At 69.5% G+C, this 21,325-nt stretch carries 13 protein-coding genes; 8 read left to right on the top strand and 5 right to left on the bottom strand.

Features of this window, described 5'->3' with window-relative positions; genetic code table 11:
• Positions 1-8: 8 nt before the first annotated feature.
• Positions 9-2,759, bottom strand: coding sequence for a TonB-dependent receptor (locus NKJ47_RS14850; RefSeq protein WP_429002540.1), 2,751 nt, complete (start codon positions 2,757-2,759; stop codon positions 9-11).
• Positions 2,760-3,541: 782 nt separating this feature from the next.
• Between NKJ47_RS14850 and NKJ47_RS14845 the strand changes: the two genes are divergently transcribed.
• A complete protein-coding gene (locus NKJ47_RS14845) occupies positions 3,542-6,571 on the top strand; it encodes a TonB-dependent receptor (RefSeq protein WP_429002437.1) in 3,030 nt (1,009 codons plus the stop codon).
• A 429-nt stretch (positions 6,572-7,000) separates the two neighbouring features.
• Here the strand turns inward: NKJ47_RS14845 and NKJ47_RS14840 are convergent, their stop codons facing one another.
• Together NKJ47_RS14840 and NKJ47_RS14835 are read right to left on the bottom strand one after the other, a co-directional pair.
• The gene (locus tag NKJ47_RS14840; protein ID WP_254458606.1) at positions 7,001-7,666 is read right to left on the bottom strand and encodes an energy transducer TonB; all 666 of its coding nucleotides are present in this window, start codon (positions 7,664-7,666) and stop codon (positions 7,001-7,003) included.
• Between the two features lie 234 nt (positions 7,667-7,900).
• Positions 7,901-8,638 carry an SIMPL domain-containing protein gene (locus NKJ47_RS14835; protein WP_254458605.1) on the bottom strand — a complete coding sequence of 246 codons (738 nt, stop codon included), beginning with the start codon at positions 8,636-8,638 and terminating at the stop codon, positions 7,901-7,903.
• 134 nt (positions 8,639-8,772) lie between these two features.
• Here NKJ47_RS14835 and NKJ47_RS14830 point away from each other — a divergent pair, with 134 nt between their 5' ends.
• From NKJ47_RS14830 to tldD, 4 genes are all read left to right on the top strand, one after another.
• Positions 8,773-9,339 (top strand): Maf family nucleotide pyrophosphatase, encoded by a 567-nt coding sequence (locus NKJ47_RS14830; RefSeq protein ID WP_254458604.1) that lies wholly within the window; start codon positions 8,773-8,775, stop codon positions 9,337-9,339.
• Entirely contained in the window at positions 9,339-10,829 is a 1,491-nt protein-coding gene (gene rng / locus NKJ47_RS14825) for a ribonuclease G (RefSeq protein ID WP_254458603.1), read from the top strand. Before NKJ47_RS14830 ends, rng begins: the two co-directional genes overlap by 1 nt.
• Before the next feature lie 157 nt (positions 10,830-10,986).
• The gene (locus NKJ47_RS14820) at positions 10,987-14,889 is read left to right on the top strand and encodes a YhdP family protein (protein ID WP_254458602.1); all 3,903 of its coding nucleotides are present in this window, start codon (positions 10,987-10,989) and stop codon (positions 14,887-14,889) included.
• A gap of 171 nt (positions 14,890-15,060) precedes the next feature.
• A complete protein-coding gene (gene tldD, locus NKJ47_RS14815; protein WP_254458601.1) occupies positions 15,061-16,503 on the top strand; it encodes a metalloprotease TldD in 1,443 nt (480 codons plus the stop codon).
• Positions 16,504-16,677: 174 nt separating this feature from the next.
• On the opposite strand, the gene yjgA is transcribed toward tldD, so the two are convergent.
• Positions 16,678-17,274, bottom strand: coding sequence for a ribosome biogenesis factor YjgA (yjgA, locus tag NKJ47_RS14810; protein WP_254458600.1), 597 nt, complete (start codon positions 17,272-17,274; stop codon positions 16,678-16,680).
• A 95-nt stretch (positions 17,275-17,369) separates the two neighbouring features.
• Between yjgA and pmbA the strand changes: the two genes are divergently transcribed.
• The 3 genes from pmbA (at position 17,370) to NKJ47_RS14795 (ending at position 19,729) form a co-directional block, all read left to right on the top strand.
• Positions 17,370-18,734, top strand: a complete 1,365-nt coding sequence (pmbA, locus tag NKJ47_RS14805; protein WP_254458599.1) for a metalloprotease PmbA — start codon at positions 17,370-17,372, stop codon at positions 18,732-18,734.
• A gap of 38 nt (positions 18,735-18,772) precedes the next feature.
• Positions 18,773-19,210 carry a DUF4870 domain-containing protein gene (locus tag NKJ47_RS14800; protein WP_254458598.1) on the top strand — a complete coding sequence of 146 codons (438 nt, stop codon included), beginning with the start codon at positions 18,773-18,775 and terminating at the stop codon, positions 19,208-19,210.
• A gap of 141 nt (positions 19,211-19,351) precedes the next feature.
• Positions 19,352-19,729, top strand: a complete 378-nt coding sequence (locus NKJ47_RS14795) for a DUF4870 domain-containing protein (RefSeq protein WP_254458597.1) — start codon at positions 19,352-19,354, stop codon at positions 19,727-19,729.
• Between the two features lie 264 nt (positions 19,730-19,993).
• Here the strand turns inward: NKJ47_RS14795 and NKJ47_RS14790 are convergent, their stop codons facing one another.
• On the bottom strand, positions 19,994-21,088 hold the full coding sequence (locus NKJ47_RS14790; protein WP_254458596.1) for a M35 family metallo-endopeptidase: 1,095 nt from the start codon (positions 21,086-21,088) through the stop codon (positions 19,994-19,996).
• Between the last annotated feature and the right edge of the window lie 237 nt (positions 21,089-21,325).

Below are 21,325 nucleotides of genomic sequence, written 5' to 3'. Positions count from 1 at the left end.
GTTCGCGATCAGTTGAACGTGTACTTGGCGCCCACCGTGAAGTAGCGGCCGACCGCGCCGCTGAAGTGCAGCGGGTTGTAGTTGACCGCGCCGTAGGTGGTCGGATCCAGCGGGGCGATCCGGTCGAACACGTTCTGCACCGAGGCGTTGAGCTCGAAGGCCTCGGTGATGTTCCAGCGGCCCGACAGATCGAAGGTGGTGAACGAGGCGATCTTCTTGACCGGCGTACCGTCGGCGTAGAACGCCTGGTAGTCGCCGCCGCGGCGATCCTTGTTCTCGATGCTGTCGATGTAGTTGACCACGCCGCTCACGCTCCATGTGCCCTGTTTCCAGGTGGTGCCGAAGTTGATGCGGTCCTGCGGCGTGCCGATGCAGTTGGTCACGTCGCAGTTGCCGTGCGTGCCGACGTAGTCGACGGTGGTGTCGCCTTCGGTGCGCTCGAACTTGAGCAGGTGGCTCCACTGCGCGTCCAGCTCCAGTTGGCCGGGGCCGATCGCGAAGGTCTGGCGGATGTCGGTGTCGATGCCGCGCACGCGCGAGGAGTTCGCGTTCACGTAGCCGGTGTTGACCGCCAGGATGGTGCCGCTGTTCGGCACGCCGCCGATGTTGTTGCTGTCGCGCAGGACGTTGCCGGCGGCGATCGCATCGGCGGTGCTGCCCTGGGCGATCTCGTTGGTGCGCTTGATCTCCCAGCCGTCCACGGTCAGCGAGGTGGTCGCCGTCGGTTGCAGCACGAAGCCCACCGAATAGCTCTTGGACTCCTCGGGCCGCAGCGCCGGGTTCGGGCGGGTGATGATCGCGACCGAGCGCGCGGTGCACTCGTTGGCCGGGTCGATCGCGCAGCGCACCGGATCGCGCGCGTTGGAGAACGCGGCCAGGCCGCCGTCGCCGTTCTCGGCCGGGTTCGGCGCGCGGAAGCCCTCGGCATAGCTGGCGCGCAGCGCGATCCAGTCGGCCGGGGTCCACTTCACGCCGAACTTCGGCGTGGCCTTGCCGTCGCCGCCGTCGTACTTGTCGTAGCGCAGCGCCGCCGACAGTTCCAGCTGCTCCAGCACCGGCGCGGACAGCTCGACGTGCGCGGCGTAGACGTTCTGGGTGCCGTCGTAGGCCGAATAGCCCAGGCCGATGATGTCGCCCACATCGGTGTAGGTCTGCGGGGTCAGGCTGTTGCTGGTCTTGCGCCATTCGGCGCCGAACGCCAGGCCCAGCGGACCGCCCTTGAGGTCGGCCAGGCTGCGCGAGACGTTGAAGTCGAACATGTCCAGTTCGGACTTGGCGCGCGCGCTGATGGTCGGCGAGATGTAGTCGTACAGCGCCTGCGAGTTCAGGCTGGCGTTGTCGCCGATGCGCCAGGTGCCGGCGGGGCAGGCCGGGTTGCCGAGCACGCAGCGCACCGCGCTGTAGCGCAGGAAGCCGGTGCGCTTGTTGATCAGGTTGGTACCCGAGTGCAGGTAGCCGGTGTCGTAGCTCCACTCGCCCCAGTTGCCCTTCACGCCGACCAGGAAGCGGTTGAACTCGTTGGTGTTGTCGGTGACGCGCGGGCCCACGTCCCAGGCGCTGTAGCGCAGGCGCGCGGCGTAGGGCAGCGGGTTGTCGGGGTGGCCGGCGTAGAGCACGGTGGCGCCAGCGCCGCTGTTGGCGTTGACCGGACCGCCCGGGTAGCCCCAGCCGCCGGACACGGCCGACGGGGTGTTGGAGAACACGGTGTTCTTCTTCGAGTAGCCGATCTCGGTGTAGATCTCGCCGCCCTCGCCGAAGGCGAAGCTGGCGCGCCCGAACACGTTGACGTACTTCTCTTCCGGCGCCAGATCGCGGAACTGCTGCGCCGGATCCCACAGGCAACCCTGCGCCTGCGCGGTGGCGTCGCTCTGGCCGGGGATGGTGGTCAGGCCTGCGCAGCCGGGCAGCGCCACCAGTTGTCCGTTGGTGTCGAACACCGAACCATTGGGGCCGGTGCCGCCGGCGGTGCCGCCGCTGAGGTAGGCGCCGCCGAGGAACTGCGCGTCCTGCGCCGCGTAGCCCCAGCGCCGGATGTCGCCGGTGCCGATCCACTTGCGGTCCTTGCGGTCGCTGATCCTGATCGCGTCGGTCTTGCCCACGTCCAGGCTGAAGAACGCGTTCCAGCCGTCGCTGGCGAGGTCGCCGGTGCCGGCGGTCAGGGTCGCCTTGCGCGCATCGCCGTCGCCGTCGCCGGAAATGCCGTAGGAGCCGCGCAGGATCGCGCCCTGGAAGTCGCTGCGCAGGATGATGTTGACCACGCCGGCGATGGCGTCGGAGCCGTAGATCGCCGAGGCGCCGTCCTTCAGCACTTCGACCCGCTCGACCGCGTCCAGCGGGATGGTGCTCAGGTCGGTGAAGACCTTCTGGCCGTCGTCGGCCAGGCCGTAGGTGGCCATGCGCCGGCCGTTCAACAGCACCAGAGTGGACCCGGCACCCAGGCCGCGCAGCGAGATGCCGGCGCCGCCGCCGGCGAAGCCGTTGCCGAAGCTCTTCGGAATCGAGCCGGCGCCGTCGGCGGTCAGCGTCTGCAGGTATTCGGCCAGCGAGGTCTTGCCGGTGCGGTCGATTTCCTGGCGGGTCACCACCTGCACCGGCGACGGGGTCTCGGTGTCGGTGCGCGGGATGTTGGAGCCGGTGACGGTGATGCGGTCGAGGTTGGTGGCCGCTTCCTGGGCGAAGGCGGCCGGGCCGGCGAGCGCAGCGAGAATGCCGGTGACGGAGGCGCACAGCAGGGAACGGCGGGTTGCACGCCGTTGCATCGAGGTGTTCACAGTTTCTCTCCTAACTGGAAACGTACGTTTGGGATTTCTGAACCACGGAGTGGCTGGCATCGGCGCCGGCCTGGTCGCATCAGGGTCGATGCGCCGTGAAGAAAATGTCAAAGATTCAGTAAAAACCCTTGGTCGATGAAGGCTTTATGCCGTTCATCCCAGTTTGCTCCGTGATCCAGTTCGCGCGGGTGGGGCGCTCTGCAGGTGCTCGAATCCGGCGGCGCCGCGTGCGTGTCCATGGCAGGAATCACTGAACGCGTGCATCGAGCTGGCCACGCCGACGCCCGATCGGCGGTGGACAGCCAGCACGGGCTGTCTTGGCGGGACTGGGGAGGGGACGCCCCAGATGGCGCATGTGTTCGCGGCAGTGGGGCGCTGAGGCCGCCGGCTCATCCAGTGGTCCTTGTGGCGGTGCTGTGCCCTGCCTGGCGCGCAGTTCGGCGTCCCGACGATGCCGGGGTCCAGGGCAGATATGAGCGCGCTGCGGCGCACGGCGCCACGCTGGAGAGTCGCCCAACGCGCGCTCCATCCTTCTAAAAACAGACACTTATCCCAGAATGGGGCGGCGGCAGCGAGAGATCTCTAAACGCTTCCGGCGACAAAGTCATGGGCCAAGAGTTGCATTCTCGTGAAAATTTTGTTTTAAGTTAATCTCGCGTTAAGAAATTTGTTTTAGACGAAGCAATTTTTCGTTACGAATTTCTTAATTCCTGGGTCGCACTGCATCGCGCAGCCAGGCCCTTCACGTGTCGTCAGGAGAGAGAGGACAGATGTCGAAGCACTATCCGAGCCGTGTCATGCGTCGTAGCGTATTGGCCGTGCTCCTGGGAGCAGCCCTCACGCAGGGCGTGGTCCATGCGCAGAGCACCACAGGTTCCATCTATGGCGTCGCGCCGGCAGGCGCGACCATCACCGTGCAGAGCGACACCGGTCTGACGCGCACTGTGCCGGTCGATAGCGCCGGACGCTTCAACATCGGCTCGCTGCCGGTCGGCACCTACACAGTCACCCTGAACAAGGACGGCCAGGCCGTCGATAGCCGCAAGGGCATCGGCCTGCGCGTCAGCTCGGGCACCGAGGTCTCCTTCGCCAAGTCCGACTCCACCGCCACGCTCGATACGGTGACCGTCAGCGCCAGCAACGTGGCGCCGGTGGACGTCACCACCGTCGACTCGCGCACGGTCATCACCGCCGAGCAGTTGCAGCGCCTGCCGCTGGCCCGCTCCGCCGAGGCGATCGCGCTGCTGGCGCCGGGCGCCGTGGCCGGCAGCGGCTACTTCGGCAACGCGGTGTCCTTCGGCGGCGCCGGCGTGTCGGAGAACGCGTACTACGTCAATGGTTTCTCTACCGGCAACCCGATCAACAACATCGGTGGCGTGAGCCTGCCGTATGGCGCGATCGACCAGCAGGAGGTCTATACCGGCGGCTACAGCGCGCGCTATGGCCGCTCCGACGGCGGCGTGATCAGCCAGATTGGCAAGCGCGGCACCAACGAGTGGCATTTCGGCGGCCAGGTGCTGTGGCGCCCGCGCGCCACTTCCGAGTCGCCCAAGGACGTGTACTACCCCGACGCGTCCCTGCCGAGTGGCTATGGCTATCAGGATCCGACGCTGACCGGCAAGCTGTATCGCTCGCGCAAGGACAACCCGACCTGGAGCAACGTGTACAGCGCCTATGCCGGCGGCCCGTTGATCGAGGATCGCCTGTTCGTGTTCGTCTCGGCCGAGCAGGAAAAGATCGACGGCGTGTCGACCACCGCGTCCGACAGCAGCACCGTGGCGCGCAACCATTGGAACCAGAACAAGCCCAAGGTCTACGCCAAGGTCGACTGGAACATCAACGACAGCAACCTGCTCGAACTGACCGGCATCAAGAGCAACGACCGCACCGGCGGCTACTACAACGCGTTCGACTACGCCACGCTGTCCGAGGGCGCGCGCAACACTGCCGTCGAACCGAACATCGTCAAGCAGAACAGCACCTACTACATCGGCAAGTACACCAGCTATCTCACCGAGGACCTGACGTTCAGCGCCACCTACGGTAAGAGCACCTTCGACAACAAGAACTACCCGGGCATCGTCAGTCCGGATCCGTACCTCAGCGGCGTGGTCTTCCAGAATCCGGCGGCCAACGGCGGCACGCCGATCCGCAACGGCCAGGGCGCGCGCAACCTGCTCGATGGCAAGGACAACACCCGCGGCCTGCGCCTGGACTTCGACTACCGCCTGGGCAACCACGATCTCGCCTTCGGTATCGACAACATCTACTACCAGGCCGAGAACGAAGGCCAGTCGATGACCGGCCCGGGCTATGCCTGGTACTACGCCAAGTCGTCCAGGCCGAACGCGCCGATCAGCTCGGCGCTGGGCGTCGGCGCGCCGGGTGGCCAGGGGTATTACGTGCGCAAGCTGATCTTCAGCACCGCGACCTCGATGACGGTCAAGCAGAAGGCCTACTTCCTCGAGGATCGCTGGCAGGTCAGCGACAAGGTGCTGCTGTCGCTGGGTCTGCGCAACGACAAGTTCATCAACAGCAACAGCAACGCCCAGCCGTACGTGGACAGCGGCAACCAGTGGGCGCCGCGACTGGGCGCGACCTGGGACGTGCACGGCGATTCGACGCTGAAGGTCTATGCCAACCTGGGCCGTTACTTCCTGGCGCTTCCCAACAGCGTCGCGATCCGCGGCGCCTCGGCCTCGACCTTCACCAGCGAGTACTTCGCCTATACCGGCATCGACGCCAAGGGCAACCCGACCGGCCTGCGTCCGCTCGGCCCGGGCCCGGTGTCCTCCAACGGCGAGTACGGCATCGCCCCGGATCCGCGTACCTTCACGCCGAGCGACCTGAAGTCGATGTATCAGGACGAACTGATCGTGGGCTTCGACCAGGCGTTCGCCGAGAAGTGGACCTTCGGCGCGAAGGGTACCTACCGCAAGCTGCAGTCCGCCATCGACGACGTGTGCGATCCGGGCCGCATGCGCACCAAGCTGAGGTCGCTGGGGGTGGACCCGAGCACGGTCACCATCCCGGGATGCATCCTGCTCAACCCCGGCGAGACCAACAGCTTCAGCCTGGCCAACAGCAGCGGTGGCCGTACCAACTTCACCATGAGCAAGGCGGACTGGGGCTTCGACAGCTCGGCCAAGCGTGACTACGCCGCGCTCAACCTGTATCTGGAGCATCCGTTCGACGGCAAGTGGAGCACCCGTGTCGACTACACCTGGTCGCGCAACTTCGGCAATACCGAAGGCCAGTTGAAGTCCAACATCGGCCAGACCGACGTGTCCAAGACCCAGGATTGGGACGCCGCGGCGCTGATGGCCTGGGCCGGCGGCTACCTGGCCAACGATCGCCGCCACCAGCTGAAGATCTACGGTGCGTACCAGATCGCGCCGGAATGGATGGTCTCGGCCAACCTGCGCATCCAGTCGGGGACGCCGCGCGATTGCCTGGGTTACTTCAGCGCCAACGGCGTGGATGAAAGCTCTGTGGCTGGCGACCCGGTCGGTTACCGCTCCGCCTATCACACCTGTGCCGGTAGCGCGTCGCGGCCGGGCGATGCGGGTCGGACCCCGTGGACCAAGCAGATCGACCTGGGCGCGATCTATCGCCCGGCGTTCGCGGATCAGAAGCTGGCGTTCGGGTTGCAGGTGTTCAACCTGCTGAACGAGCGCAAGCCGGTCCAGCAGTACGCGACCTGGGAATCCAGCCCGTACACGGTGCTCAACACCTATGGCATGGGCAACTACTTCCAGACCCCGCGTTACCTGCAGTTGTCGGTGTCCTACGACTACTGATCCGGGACTGGCGCCGCGCGCGGCGTGAGTTTCACTGCCAGGCCCGCCTCCGGAAACGGGGGCGGGCTTTTTCTTTGTGTGCAGGGTCCTTCCTGGGAGTTGGAGGCTGCAATGGCGGAAACGCGCAAAGCCAGGGCCGGCGCGCGCCGAAGGTGCGGACTGTTTGCGATGGCGGCGAGGCGGGGATGGCGGCAAAGACCGCAGACGCACAGCGTTGGCCGGACGCGAGGGGGGCTTGTCGCGTAGCCGATGCCGATGGCGCGTGGTGGCCGCGCCCTGTCTTCGATGGCCGATCCTGTGCACGCATGTCCCATGCCGGTGGGGTGCGGCCGGGACCCAGGCGCGCAGCCAGGTCGATGGGCGCGGCCGGAGCCGCTTATCCGGGCAATGGCCGACGCGCTCGGGCGTCGGCCATCGGTGCGCCGATGCTTAGCGATCGAGCGAGAAATCGATCGGCACCAGCCCGTACGCCTGCACCGGCGTGCCGTTCTGCAGCGCCGGCTTGAACGCCCAACGCTTGAGCACCTGGTCGCGCGCGGCCAGGTCGAGTGCCCGGTGGCCGCTGCTCTTCTCGATGCTGACCTGCAGCGGTTGCCCGTCGGTGCCGACCAGCACCCGCAGCAGCACGCTGCCCTGCAGATGCTCGCGCAGGGCGTCGCGCGGATAGGCCGGGGCCGGCGCGCGCAGGTACTGCAGCTGCATGCCTTCCAGTGGTGCGCTGACGCTGGCTGGAGGCTGGCTCGGGGCCGCAATGCTGGGCGTGGGATCGACCACGGGCGCCGCGTCCAGCGCCACCGGGCTGCTGTCGGCCAGCGGCGCCGGCGCCGGGGTCGGTGCCGGCACCGCCACGGGCGTGCGCGGCTGCGGCGGCGTCTGTTTCTCGGTTGTCGGCAGGGTCGGCGGCGGCGGCGTGACCTGGACCACGACGGGTTGCTGCCAGCGCGGCTGCGCCGGTTCCGGGGGCGCGGTCACGTGCGAGAGCGGAAGCAGCAGCAACAGGGCGGCCAGCAGGTGCAGGGCGATCGCGGTGCTGTAGGCCAGGACCCGGGACAGGTCGATGCGGAAGGACGGGGCGGGGAGTTGCGTGCGAACCATGGATCCACCTCTGCGATAGGAGTGTCGTGGACTGCGGTACGGGGAAACGCACGGGCGCGGCGGATGGGGTTGTCGCGCCCGTCGCGCTTGGACAGTGCGCCGGGCGCGGGCGCTTTGGCAAGCGGTGGCGGGGAACGGCGCCGGATGCGACAGTGGCGAGCGGGCGCCGCTTCCTGAGCCGGAAACGACGACGGCGCCCGCAGGCGCCGTCGTGAGGTGTTGCGGGACCAGGACTTACTTGCCCAGTTCGAACACCACGTCCAGGTTGACCGAGACACTGCTTTCGCCCGGTGCGACCGGCGTGTCGGCCTCGGCCTTCATCGCCATCGCGCGCATCATCGGCATCGGCGGACGCACCCCGCCGCCACCGCCCTCGGAAATGCTGACGATGCGCCGCACGCGCAGGTTCAGCGCCTTGGCGTAGCTCTGCGCGCGCGCCTGCGCCTTCTTCAGCGCGTCGACCCGGGCCTGGTCGTACAGCGGTTCCGGGTCGTCGATCTCGAAGGTGGGCCCGTTGATCTGGTTGGCGCCCTGCGCGGCCAGCGCGTCGAGCACCTTGCCGAGCTTGCCGATGTCGCGCACCTTGAGGTTCACCGAGTTGCTGGCCTGGTAGCCGACGATCTGCGGGGCCTGGTTCTCGACGTACTTGTACTGCGGGTTGAGGCTGACGCCGCTGGTCTGCACGTCCTTGTCGGCGATGCCGGCGGCGCGGATCGCGGCCAGGACCTTGGTCATCTGCTCGGCGTTCTGGCGCATCGCCGCGGCGCTGTCGGTGGCCTGGGTGACCACGCCGGCGGAGATGGCGGCCACGTCGGGCGCGCGCTTGGCCTCGGCCTGCGCGGTGATGTTGAGCAGGGTGCCGTCGGCGGGCACGGCATAGCCGGGCGCGGCGGATTGGGCGTGGGCGGTCATCGTGCCTCCTAGGGCGAGGGAAAGGGCCAGCAGCAGGGGACGGACGGACAATGCGCGCATCGTGGTTCTCCTTGTGAAGACGTTGGCGAGGGTGTTGCCGCGACGATGAACGCGTCGTGATCTTCGCTGGGGTCGAAGCGATCGTCCCGCAATTAGCGATCGTTCAGTCAGTCCGGTCGGGTTATCCTTCGAGCATGCTGTATCTCGCGTCCCGTTCCCCTCGCAGAAACGAACTGCTGACCCGCCTCGGCGTGCCGTTCCGGATCCTCGATCTCGAGGTGCCGGAAGTGCGCGCGGCCGACGAATCGGCGCAGGCCTACGTGCGCCGGGTGGCGCTGGACAAGGCCCGCGCCGGATTGGCGCAACTGGCCGCTACCGCCGACGCGGTGGTGCTCGGCGCCGACACCGAAGTGGTGCTGGAGGACCGCGTGTTCGGCAAGCCGGCCGACGCCGGGGACGCCGCGGCGATGCTGGCGGCCCTGTCCGGGCGCACCCACCAGGCGATGACTGCGGTGGCGCTGGTCGCCGCCGACCGCGAGGAGCTGGTGCTGGTGTCCACCGCGGTGACCTTCGCCGCCCTGTCCGCGCGCGACATCGCCGACTACGTGGCCAGCGGCGAGCCGATGGGGCGGGCCGGCGCGTACGCGATCCAGGGCGGCGCCGAACGCTTCGTCAGCCGTCTCGACGGCAGCTATTCCGGGGTGATGGGCCTGCCCCTGCACCAGACCTTCCACCTGCTGCGCACCTTCGGAGTGCTGTGATGTCGCAAGAGATCCTGGTCAACGTCACACCACGCGAGACCCGGGTGGCGGTCATCGAGAATGGCATGCTGCAGGAGCTGCACATCGAGCGCGGCTGGCGCCGCGGCGTGGTCGGCAACATCTACAAGGGCCGCGTGCAGCGGGTGATGCCGGGCATGCAGGCGGCCTTCGTCGAGGTCGGGCTGGAGCGCGCCGCGTTCCTGCACGCCAACGACGTGGTGCGGCCGGCGCCGGTCGGCAACGGCGACACCGAGGAGGCGACGCCGCTGCCGGTGTCGGCGGCGGTGCCGATCGTGGAACTGCTGCGCGACGGCCAGGACATCGTGGTGCAGGTGGTCAAGGACCCGATCGGCAGCAAGGGCGCGCGGCTGACCACCCAGATCAGCATTCCTTCGCGCTACCTGGTGCTGCTGCCGCAGTCGCGGGTGATCGGGGTGTCGGCGCGGATCGAGGACGAGGCCGAACGGCAGCGCCTGAAGACCCTGGTCGCCGACCTGGCCGCCAGCCACGGCGGCTTCGGCTACATCATCCGCACCAACGCCGAGGGCCAGCCGGCCGAGGCCCTGGCCGAGGACATCGCCTACCTGTCGCGGGTCTGGAACGTGGTCGAGCGGCGCGGCCGCGACGGGTCGCCGGCGAGCATCATCTACGAGGACCTGAGCCTGCCGCTGCGCGCGGTGCGCGACCTGATCCGCAAGGACGTGGAGAAGGTCAAGGTCGATTCGCACGAGACCTTCGAGCGCCTGCAGGCCTTCGTCGCCAAGTACATGCCGGTGCTGGCCGAGCGCCTGGAGCTGTACACCGGCGACCGCCCGATCTTCGACCTGTACGGGGTCGAGGACGAGATCGCGCGCGCGCTGGACAAGCAGGTGCCGCTGAAGTCCGGCGGCTACCTGGTCATCGACCAGACCGAGGCGATGACCACCATCGACGTCAACACCGGCTCGTTCCTGGGCCAGCGCAACCTCGAGGAGACGGTGTTCCGCACCAACCTGGAGGCGGCGCAGGCGGTGGCGCGGCAACTGCGCCTGCGCAACCTCGGCGGCATCATCATCATCGACTTCATCGACATGGACGACGCCGAGCACCGCCGCCAGGTGCTGCGCACGCTGGAGAAGGCGCTGGCGCGCGACCACGCCAAGACCACGGTGTACGAGTTCTCGCCGCTGGGCCTGGTGGAGATGACCCGCAAGCGCACTGTGGAGAGCCTGGAGCGGCAGCTGTCCGAACCGTGCCCGGAATGCGGCGGGCGCGGCTCGATCAAGACCGCCGAGACGGTGACCTACGAGATCTTCCGCGAGATCACCCGCGCCGTGCGCCAGTTCGACGCGGCGCGGCTGCTGGTGATCGCCTCGACCAAGGTGGTGGCGCGCATCACCGACGAGGAATCGGCGGCCGTGGCCGAGCTGGAGGAATTCCTCGGCAAGACCATCCGTTTCCAGGCCGACGAACAGTACCTGCAGGAGCAGTTCGACGTGGTGTTGTTGTGAGGCCGGGAGTGGGGAATCGGGAATGGGGAATGGGGGAAGAGCGCGTTATCGGCGCTGATGCATTCCCGGATTCCTTTGCCGAATTTCACGTGGCAATGAGCGGTTCGTGTGCTGCTTTTGCGATTCCCCATTCCCGATTCCCCACTCCCCGCGCCTGATGCACACCCCCCTGCGCCGCCGCCTGCGCCTGGCTCGCCGTTTCGCGTTCTACGCGGCGGCGATCGGGCTGGTGTGCGTTGCCCTGGCGGTGGGCGCGCTGAGCCAGGCGCTGCCGTTCGTCGAGCGGCACCCGCAGCAGGTGGCGGCGTGGCTGAGCGAGCGCGCCGGGCGGCCGATCCGTTTCGACCGGCTGGAGACCGCGTGGACCCGGCGCGGGCCGCTGCTGCGCCTGGACGGGCTGCGCATCGGCGCCGGCGACGGTGTGCGCATCGGCCAGGCCGAGGTGTTGGTGTCGATGTACGCGGGACTGCTGCCTGGGCGCTCGTTCACCGAACTGCGCCTGCGTGGCCTGGCGCTGACCCTGCTGCGTGGCGACGACGGCAACTGGAGCGTGCAGGGCCTGCCGACCTCGGGGCAGGGCGGCGATCCGCTGGATGCGCTGCAGGGGCTGGGCGAACTGCAGGTCATCGACGGCCGCCTGCGCGTGCACGCTCCGTCGCTGGGGCTGGAAGCGCAGGTGCCGAAGATCGACCTGCGGATGCGCGTGAACGGCGAGCGCCTGCAGGTGGGCGTGCAGGGCTGGAGCGATCTGCAGCAGGCGCCGCTGACCGCGGTGCTGGACCTGGACCGCCGCCATGGCGACGGCCAGGCCTATCTGGCGGTGCGCCCGGCGGAGCTGGCCGGCTGGGCCGGCCTGCTGCATGCCGGCGGCATCGAACTGCAGGGCGGCGTCGGCGAAGTCCAGGCCTGGCTGGACCTGCAGCAGCACCGGGTCGCCGGGGTCACCGTGGATGCCACGTTGCGCGAGTTGCGCCTGCGCGGCGCGCCACTGGCCGACGGCCGTACCCGGCCTTCGCTCACCTTCACCACCTTCCGGGCGAAGGCGCGCTGGCGCCAGATCGAGGGCGGCTGGCGGCTGGATGCGCCGCAGCTGCAGTTCGGCCAGGCCGGGCTGCCGTTGCAGCGCCTGGACGGCCTGACCGTGGCCGGCGGGCGCCGCTTCGCCCTGTTCGGCGACCACCTCGACGCGACGCCGCTGATCGCGGTGGCCGGGCTCAGCGACCGCCTCTCGCCCGGTCTGCGCAGTTGGCTGACGGTGGCGCGGCCGCGCCTGCAACTGACCCAGGTGGCGGTGAGCGGGGTGCCCGGCGGCCCGCTGTACGGCCAGGGCCGGCTGACCGAGCTGGCGTTCGCGCCGGCCGGCGGCGCACCGGGCGTGAGCGGGCTGCGCGGCCGCTTCGACGGCGATGCGCAGGCCGGCGAGCTGGCGCTGGACGCTGGCAGTCCGGTCCGCGTCGACTGGCCCAGCGGCTTCGGCGTGGTCCACCAGGTGCAACTGGCCGGGCGCATCGTGGCGTTCCGCGACGGCGATGGCCTGCGCGTGGCGACCCCGGGCCTGCGCGTGCAGGGCAGCGACTACGGCGCCGACGTGCGCGGCGGGCTGCGCTTCCAGGGCGACGGCTCGCGGCCGTGGATCGACCTGGCCGCCGACCTGCAGGACGCGCCGGTGGTGGCAGCGAAGACATTCTGGGTCCATTCCAAGATGAGCAAGGCCGCCACCGACTGGCTCGACGCCGCGCTGCAGGGCGGGCGCCTGCGCGATGGCCATGCGCTGGTCTCCGGCGACCTGGACGACTGGCCGTTCGCCGACCAAAACGGCCGCTTCGAGGCGACCGCGCGGCTGGAGGACGCCAAGGTGCGCTTCCAGCGCGACTGGCCGGCGGTGGAGAACGTGGATGCCAGCGTCGCCTTCATCGGCAACGGCTTCGAGGTGCGCGGCCGCGGCAGCATGGGCGGGGTGCCGGTGGAGCAATTGTCGGCGACGCTGCCCGACTACAAGGAAGGCCAGCTCAGCGTGCTGGCCAGCACCCGCGCCGAGACCGGCAAGCTGCTGGCGATGCTGCGGCAGAGTCCCCTGCATGCCCATTACGGCGACACCCTGGATGCGCTCAGCGCCTCGGGGCCGGCCGATGTCACCTTCGACCTGCTGCAGCCGTTGCGTGCCGATATCGGCACCCACCACCTGCGCGGCACGGTCGACCTGCTCGGCGCGCACATCGCCGACAAGCGCTGGGACCTGGCCTTCGACGACATGCGCGGCAGCGCCACCTACAGCGATACCGGGTTCGCCGCGCAGAAGCTGAGCGTGACCTACCAGGGCCACCAGGGCGAGCTGGCGCTGCGCGCCGGCGACGGCGTGCAGGATCCGCAGCAGGCCTTCGAGGCGGCGCTGAGCGCGTCGCTGGACGCCAACGAACTGCTCGACCGGGGGCCGGACCTGGCCTGGCTCAAGCCCTACGTGCAGGGCCGCTCGCGCTGGAACATCGGCGTCGGCCTGCCCAAGACGCCCGACGGCGGCGCGCAGCCGCCGACCCGGCTGCAGCTGCGCTCGGACCTGGTCGGCACCGAGCTGTTGATGCCGGCGCCGATGGACAAGGCGCCGGCGACGCCGTTGGCGACCTCGGTCAACGTGCCGCTGCCGGTCGGCAGCGGCCGCATCGAGGTGGTCTTCGGCAAGCTGATGGCGCTGGCCGCGCGCAGCCAGGGCGGCAAGACCGGCGTGCGCGTGGTGATGGGCAGCGACCACGTCGCCGACGATCCGCCCGCCAGCGGCCTGGTCGTGACCGGTCGTACCGCGGCGCTGAACGCCATCGACTGGATCGGCGTGGTCAGCCGGCCCGATCCGAACGCCGCCGCGGCCAACGGCGGCGAAGACCCGATGCCGCTACGCCGCATCGACATCCTCGCCGACCACCTGCTGTTGCTGGGCGGGGTGTTCGACAACACCCGCCTGCGCCTGCTGCCGCAGGCCGACAGCATCGACGTGCACCTGGACGGCCCGGCCCTGGCCGGCGACCTCAGCGTGCCGACCAAGGACGGCGGCGTGCTCGGCGGACGCCTGGCGCGGGTGCACTGGCGCTCGGCCACCGCGGCGCTGCCGGTGGCCGACGGCGCGGCCACCGCGGTGGTCGCCACCCCGGCCCGCGGCGTGGCCGGCAGCGCCGGCCCGGTCCCGGCCGGCCCGTTCGCCGACACCCTGGACCCGGCCACGATCCCGGCGCTGGCGCTGGACGTGGACGACCTGCGCTTCGGCCCGGTCATCCTCGGCGCCGCCTCGCTGCGCACGCGCAAGCTCGCCGACGGCATGCAGGTGGACCAACTGCACCTGCGCTCGGACAAGCAGAAGATCGACATCAGCGGCGACTGGCGCGGCAAGGGGGCCACCGCGCATACCCAGCTCGACGCCAATGTCGACAGCCGCGACCTCGGCGAGTTGATGCAGAACCTGGATTTCGGCGGCCAGGTGCGCGGCGGCGAAGGCCAGCTGAAGCTCAGCGCGGCCTGGCCGGGCACCCCGGCCGGCCTGCAACTGGCCACGGTGCAGGGCCAGCTCGACGTGGCCGCGCGCAACGGCCAGCTGCTGGAGCTGAACCCGGGCGCCGGGCGCGTGCTCGGCCTGCTCAGCGTGGCGCAGCTGCCGCGGCGGCTGATGTTCGATTTCCGCGACTTCTTCTCCAAGGGTTTCGCCTTCAACCGCATCGACGGCCAGATCCGCTTCGGCGACGGCATCGCGCGCAGCGACAACCTGGTCATCGATGGCCCGGCCGCGGAGATCAAGGTGCGCGGCGAGGCCGATCTGCGCACCCAGCAGTTCGACCAGACCATCGACGTCAATCCCAAGTCCGGCAACCTGCTGACCGTGGTCGGCGCGGTGGCCGGCGGGCCGGTCGGCGCGGCGGTCGGCGCCGCCGCCAATGCGGTGCTGGGCAAGCCGCTGGGCAACATCGGCGCGCGCACCTATCGGGTCACCGGGCCATGGAAGGATCCCAAGGTGGACGTGATCGAGCGCGAATCGGCGCGGCCGCCGGCACCGCCACCGGCACCGGCGGGTACGCCCTAGAGCCCGTGCCGTCCGTAGGAGCGGCTGCAGCGGCTGTAACGCCCGTCGCGGCTGAAGCCGCTCCTACGGAAGGGACGTGGCGACGGCACAGATACCCGCGGGGCGCTGGCCATGCGCGTTCGGTGCCGCCCGCCGCTTGCGCTGCGCGCCTTCGTCCCCCATGTTGAGCCCATGAACGATCACGCCCTGAGTCTTGCCGAAACCCGCCTGTTGCTTCCCGCCGGCCTGGATGCCGCCAGCCTGGAGCGCGCCTTCGGCACGCTGCTCGGCCCCGGCATCGACTTCGGCGACCTGTACTTCCAGCATTCGCGGCGCGAGAGCTGGAGCGTGGAGGACGGCATCGTCAAGGACGGTGCCCACTCCATCGAGCAGGGCGTGGGGGTCCGCGCGATTTCCGGGGAGAAGACCGGTTTCGCCTATTCCGACGACATCCACCGCGACGCGCTGCTGGCCGCCGCGCAGTCGGCACGGGCCATCTCCCGCGACGGCGGCGCGCAGCCGGCGCAGGCGCTGCAGCGCGGCGGCGGCCGCGCGCTGTACCCGGCGCTGGACCCGGTGGACGCGATGGACAACGCGCACAAGGTGGAGCTGCTGCGGCGCCTGGACCAGTACCTGCGCGCCGCCGATCCGCGCGTGCAGCAGGTGATGGTGAGCCTGTCCGGTGGCGTGGACACGGTGCTGGTGGCGCGCAGCGACGGTGTGCTCGCCGCCGACGTACGCCCGCTGGTGCGGCTGAACGTGCAGGTCATCGTCGAACAGCAGGGCCGCCGCGAATCCGGCTATGCCGGCGGCGGCGGCCGCTACGATTACGCCACGCTGTTCGCCGACGGGCGGCCGGAAGGCTTCGCCCGCGAGGCCTTGCGCCAGGCGCTGGTGAACCTGGAGGCGGTGCCGGCCCCGGCCGGGGTGATGCAGGTGGTGCTGGGGCCGGGCTGGCCCGGCGTGCTGCTGCACGAGGCGGTCGGCCACGGCCTGGAAGGCGACTTCAACCGCAAGGGCACCAGCGTCTACGCCGGCCGCATCGGCCAGCGCGTGGCCTCGCCCGGCGTCACCATCGTCGACGACGGCACCCTGGACGGCCTGCGCGGTTCGCTCAACGTCGACGACGAGGGCACCCGCACGCACTGCACCACCCTGATCGAGGACGGCGTGCTGGTCGGCTACATGCAGGACACGCTCAACGCGCGGCTGATGGGCGTGGCGCCGACCGGCAACGGCCGCCGCGAATCGTTCGCGCACCTGCCGATGCCGCGCATGACCAACACCTACATGCGCGCCGGCCAGCACGACCCGCAGGAGATGATCCGCTCGGTGAAGAAGGGCCTGTACGCGGTCAACTTCGGCGGCGGCCAGGTCGACATCACCAGCGGCAAGTATGTGTTCTCGGCCACCGAGGCCTATCTGATCGAGGACGGCAAGGTCACCGCGCCGGTGAAGGGCGCCACCCTGATCGGCAACGGCCCGGAGACCATGCAGAAGGTGCGCATGATCGGCCACGACCTGGCGCTGGACGAAGGCGTCGGCGTCTGCGGCAAGGACGGGCAGAGCGTGCCGGTGGGCGTGGGCCAGCCGTCGCTGCTGATCGACGGGCTGACCGTGGGCGGGACGGCCTAGGAGCCGGGAGTGGGTAGGCCGGGAATCGGGAATCGGGAAACGGGAATCGGCAAAGCCACAGCCGCGGTGTGCTGCGGCGTTGCCGGCCTGGCGGACAGGTTCATAGCGTGCCGCGCTCGTTGCTGGGCTGGGAGTGCGGCGGCGGCCGTGCGCCGCAGCCGACGCGGCCGTACCTCAGTCGCGCGTGTCGTCGAACGCCTCGTCGTCGTCGGCGTGTTCGATTCCCGATTCTTCATTCCCCATTCCCGACGCACCAGCCAGCATCAGCTCGCGCAGTTCCCGAAACAGTTCCCGATAGGCATGCGGCGGCTTGTTCTTCAGCCGCTCGTCCTTGGCGTTGCGGACCAGTTGGCGCAGGTGCTGGCGGTCGGCGTCGGGATGCTCGGCCAGCAGTTCGGCCAGCGCGGCGTCGCCTTCGGCGAGCAGCCGCTCGCGCCAGTCCTCGACCCGGTGCATGGCCGCCACTTCGCGGCGCGCGCTGTCGCTGTTGACGTCCATGGCCTCGCGGATCGCCTCCAGCACCGCCTCGTCCTCGCGCCGCATCTGCTTGGCCAGGAACGCCAGCTGCCGCTTGTGCGCGATGTGCGAGGTGATGCGCTTGGTCTCGGCGATGTGCGGCAGCAGCGACTCGGGCACCGGCAGCTTGGCCAGCTGCGCCGGGGTCAGCGCCACCAGCTTCTCGCCCAGGCTCAGCACTTCCAGCGCCTCGCGGCGTTGCTGGCTGCGGCTTTCGCCGCGGAATTCACCGGTGTCTTCGTCGCGTCCGCGCATGCTCGTACTACTCGATCGGGCTGGAAATCAAATCAACAGATCCGGCCAGGACGGCCGGACAGGGGCGAAGGGATTCGCACAACAAGGATAAAGCATTGAACGCGATCACCCCCGATTTGCACCGCGACGACAGCCAGCAGCGCCTGGAGCGCCTGTCCGACATCGCCGAACGGCTGCTGGCGCGCGCCCGCGCGCTCGGCGCCAGCCAGGCCGAGGTCAGCTGTAGCGAAGACCGCGGGCTGGACGTCAACGTGCGCCTGGGCGCGGTGGAGACGGTGGAGTCCACCCGCGACCGCGGTATCGGCGTCACCGTCTACTTCGGCCAGCGCAAGGGCAGCGCCAGCACCGCCGACCTGCACGAGTCCAGCCTGGAGGCCACCGTGGCCCAGGCCTGCGCGATCGCCCGCTACACCGAGGACGACGTGGCCGCCGGCCTGGCCGAGGCGGCGCTGATGGCGCGCGATCAGCCGGATTTCGACCGCTGGCATCCGTGGCCGCTGCAGGCCGAGGAAGCGATCGACCTGGCGCTGGCCTGCGAGGCCGCCGGCCGCGACGCCGATGCGCGGATCAGCAATTCCGACGGTGCCTCGGTGGGCAGCAGCGAGAGCCTGTCGGTGTACGCCAATTCGCACGGCTTCATCGGCTGCGAGCGCAGCACCCAGCATTCGCTCGGCTGCGCGCTGATCGCCGGGCAGGGCGACGGCATGCAGCGCGACGGCTGGTACAGCAGCGCGCTGGCGCGCGAGGACCTGGAGCGGGCAGCGGCGATCGGCCGCCGTGCCGCCGAGCGCACCGTGGCACGGCTGCAGCCGCGCTCGTTGCCGACCGGCGAGGTGCCGGTGCTGTTCGCGCCGGAGATGGCGCGCTCGCTGATCGGGCACCTGCTCGGCGCGGTGTCCGGCGGCGCGCTGTACCGCCGCGCCAGCTTCCTGCTCGACAGCGCCGGCACCCGCCTGTTCCCCGAGTGGTTCGCGATCGACGAGCGGCCGCACCTGCGCCGCGGCCTGCGCTCGGCCGCCTTCGACGGCGAGGGCGTGGCCACCCGCGAATCGCCGCTGGTGCGCGACGGCGTGCTGCAGCGCTACGTGCTGGGTAGCTACTCGGCGCGCAAGCTGGGCCTGCAGACCACCGCCAATGCCGGCGGCGTGCACAACCTGCAGGTGGCGGCCAACGCGACCGACCTGCCGTCCATCGTCAAGGGCCTGCCGCGCGGCCTGCTGGTCACCGACCTGATGGGCAACGGCGTCAATCCGGTCACCGGCGACTACTCGCGCGGCGCCGGCGGGTTCTGGATCGAGAACGGCGAAATCGCCTATCCGGTGGACGAGATCACCATCGCCGGCAACCTGCGGCAAATCTTCCAGGACATCGAGGCGGTGGGGGCCGACATCGACGTGCGTTCGCACGTGCACATCGGCGCGGTGCTGGTCGGCAGGATGACGGTGGCCGGCAACGATTGAGCGCGGCCATGCCGCCACGCACGCCAGGATGCCGCGCGATGCTCCCCGCTCAGTCGGACAGCGCCACCAGCGCCGGCCACGCACCGGTACCCGCGCGCGAACGCGCGTTGGCGGCGCTTGCGCACGTGTCGATGTGGATCGGCTTCTTGCTCGCCGTCAATGTGCACCTGGTCTACGCACTGTGGTGGCTGCTGGGGCTGTGGCTGCTGCCGGGAGCGCAATGGCTGGCGATGCGGCGCGGCCGCCCCTTCGCTGCCGAACATGCGCGCCAGGCCATGCTGCTGGGCATCGGCCTGTCGGTGCTGAGCGCGCTGTTGCTGGCGCCGTGTCTGTTGATCTTCGGCGCCGCGCTGCTGTTCGCACCGCTGCTGATCCTGATGCTGCTGGTGGCGATGTGCCTCACCCTGGGCGCCGCGGCCAGGGCCATGCACGGTCGGCGCTACCGCTATCCGCTGCCGTATGGGGCCGGTCGCTAGCGTGGCGCCCGGCGCGGCGAGGGCGTTCCGCTCTTCGCGAGGCCCAGCGCGGCGCGGCCGGGTCGCTTGACAGCGCTACGCCGGCCGCCGAGAGTGACGCGCCAACGTCTTGTCCTTCACCACCAAAGGAACGGAATACCGATGAGCGAATTCGACAACGTCACCGCCCCGCCGCCGCCGCCGGCCTCGGCAGGGCCGCAGGAAGACCGCACGGTCGCGCTGATCACCCATCTGTCCGGGATCATCGCCAGCTTCATCGTGCCGCTGATCATCTGGCTGATCAACAAGGACAACCCGGCCAAGGCGTTCCTCAACGACCAAGCCAAGGAAGCGCTGAATTTCCAGATCACGGTCGCCATCGCCTGGGCGATCTGCGTGGTGCTCAGCTTCGTGTTCATCGGCGCCTTGCTGATGCCGGTGGTGTGGGTGGTGAACCTGGTGTTCTGCATCCTGGCCGGCGTCAAGGCCAACGAAGGCGTCGCCTACCGCTACCCGTTCGCGCTGCGCCTGATCAAGTAAGCGCACCCGCGACACATCCAAGAAGGCCCGGCCTTTGCGCCGGGCCTTTTTTGTGCCCGGCGGGAAGGTGCGCCGCCGGTTCAAGCAGGTGTTCGGCGCGCATCCGCGTGTGCGCGACTGGACCGGAAGCGCAGATGTTTCGCGGCAGCACTGAACTGCCCAGACCGAAGAATGGCGGGTGCCGTGGCGACGTCGTGCGGGGGGATCGCGCAAGCACCCGGGCGCCGATGGTCGGCGCCCGGGGCGATCAGGTCAGGGCGAGCCTCAGTTCTGCGACGGATTGTTTTCGGCGAAGTACTCGTGGCTGTCGGCGTTCTTCACCGCGCGCGCCGGATTGCTGGTGGCCAGGCTCTTGGCCGAACTCTGGCCGTAGGCATAGTCCTGGGTGCCGGCGACCACGCTGAAGTGGCTCATCTCGTGGATCAGCGTGCCGGCCTTGGAGTCGGTGCCGGTCAGCGGCGCGCTCCAGAACGCGTTGCACACGTAGATCTGGTACGGCTGGTCCGGATAGACGTAGGCGTAGGAGCTGTCGCTGCAGCCGCAGTTGATGGTGATCTGCCCGTTGTTCTGGTCGATCGCCGAGTCGATGTTGACGAAGTTGGAGGTGGCGGTGCTGTAGCGGCTGGCGTTGTAGGCGCCGAACCAGGTGGTGTAGCGCGCGCCGGTGCTGCCGCCGTTGAGGTAGGTCTTGGCGTTCTGCGAGTAGGTGCGCGCGGCGTTCACCGCGTTGCCGATGGTGCTGATCTGGCTGGTGCTGCACGAGGCGTAGTTGACGCCGTTGACCACCGCCTGCGGGCCGACCATCAGGTCGTTGCGCACGGCGCGGCCGCGGCCGCCGTCCAGCCACACCGTCAGCGGCGTGCTGGACAAGGTCTGCGGCTCGCCGTCGGCGCGCAGCATGCGCGCGCCATCGGCGAACGCGGCGCCCTGCAGCGGCGTGTCGAGGCGGATGCTGTAGGTGCCGCTGCGGGTCAGGTCGTAGGCGCGGCCCAGGTCGATCTGCGCGTGCCGCACTTCGCCCGGCTGCAGCACCACCATGTCCTCGGCGCGCGGCGCGGCGCGCTTGACCAGGCGCCCGACGTAATCCACCGGCTTGCCGTCGCGCTGGACCTGGAACAGGGCGGCGTCGAGATCGCCCAGCGGCAGTTCCCACTTGGGCACGCGCGCAACCTGCTCGCCGGTGTTGCGGACGGTCACCGCCATCTGGCCGCGCTGCTGGCCGTCGGCATCGGCGACCGGCGTCAGTTCGACCTGCAGCGGCACGGGCGCGCGCGTGAGTTGCGATTGCGCGGTGGCCGCCGAGATGATGCCGACCAGGCTGAAGCCGATCGCTGCCGAGATCCGGGATGCGTGTTTCATGCAGTCTCTCTCCGTGGAAAAGGGGCGCCCCAAGACAGGGGCCGAAGCAAACTAGCCCGGTGCTGCGCGCGTGCACGCCGCGTGCGCGTTTGTCTTCGATTTCGTCCAGAGAAGCGCGCGCCAGGTCTCAGTATCGGCACCGACGGCGCACAGCGCAGCGAGGCACTGTCGCGCTGCAGCGGCATCGCGGCAGCGCCATGCGCTGGCTCGAGGATGGCGTCGCGCTGCGCCGTGTGC

This window comes from Xanthomonas sacchari (assembly GCF_024266585.1).
Classification (GTDB): Bacteria; Pseudomonadota; Gammaproteobacteria; order Xanthomonadales; family Xanthomonadaceae; genus Xanthomonas_A; species Xanthomonas_A sacchari_C.
Note: the sequence above shows the minus strand (reverse complement) of the source record. Positions and strands in the feature narration are given on the sequence as shown.

Excerpts from the sequence above, each read along its gene's own strand:
- NKJ47_RS14835 (WP_254458605.1), bottom strand. The coding sequence starts at position 8,638 with ATGCGCGCATTGTCCGTCCGTCCCCTGCTGCTGGCCCTTTCCCTCGCC.
- NKJ47_RS14795 (WP_254458597.1), top strand. The coding sequence starts at position 19,352 with ATGAGCGAATTCGACAACGTCACCGCCCCGCCGCCGCCGCCGGCCTCG.
- NKJ47_RS14820 (WP_254458602.1), top strand. The coding sequence starts at position 10,987 with ATGCACACCCCCCTGCGCCGCCGCCTGCGCCTGGCTCGCCGTTTCGCG.
- tldD (WP_254458601.1), top strand. The coding sequence starts at position 15,061 with ATGAACGATCACGCCCTGAGTCTTGCCGAAACCCGCCTGTTGCTTCCC.
- rng (WP_254458603.1), top strand. The coding sequence starts at position 9,339 with ATGTCGCAAGAGATCCTGGTCAACGTCACACCACGCGAGACCCGGGTG.
- NKJ47_RS14830 (WP_254458604.1), top strand. The coding sequence starts at position 8,773 with ATGCTGTATCTCGCGTCCCGTTCCCCTCGCAGAAACGAACTGCTGACC.
- NKJ47_RS14850 (WP_429002540.1), bottom strand. The coding sequence starts at position 2,759 with ATGCAACGGCGTGCAACCCGCCGTTCCCTGCTGTGCGCCTCCGTCACC.
- NKJ47_RS14800 (WP_254458598.1), top strand. The coding sequence starts at position 18,773 with ATGCTCCCCGCTCAGTCGGACAGCGCCACCAGCGCCGGCCACGCACCG.
- NKJ47_RS14790 (WP_254458596.1), bottom strand. The coding sequence starts at position 21,088 with ATGAAACACGCATCCCGGATCTCGGCAGCGATCGGCTTCAGCCTGGTC.
- yjgA (WP_254458600.1), bottom strand. The coding sequence starts at position 17,274 with ATGCGCGGACGCGACGAAGACACCGGTGAATTCCGCGGCGAAAGCCGC.
- NKJ47_RS14840 (WP_254458606.1), bottom strand. The coding sequence starts at position 7,666 with ATGGTTCGCACGCAACTCCCCGCCCCGTCCTTCCGCATCGACCTGTCC.
- NKJ47_RS14845 (WP_429002437.1), top strand. The coding sequence starts at position 3,542 with ATGTCGAAGCACTATCCGAGCCGTGTCATGCGTCGTAGCGTATTGGCC.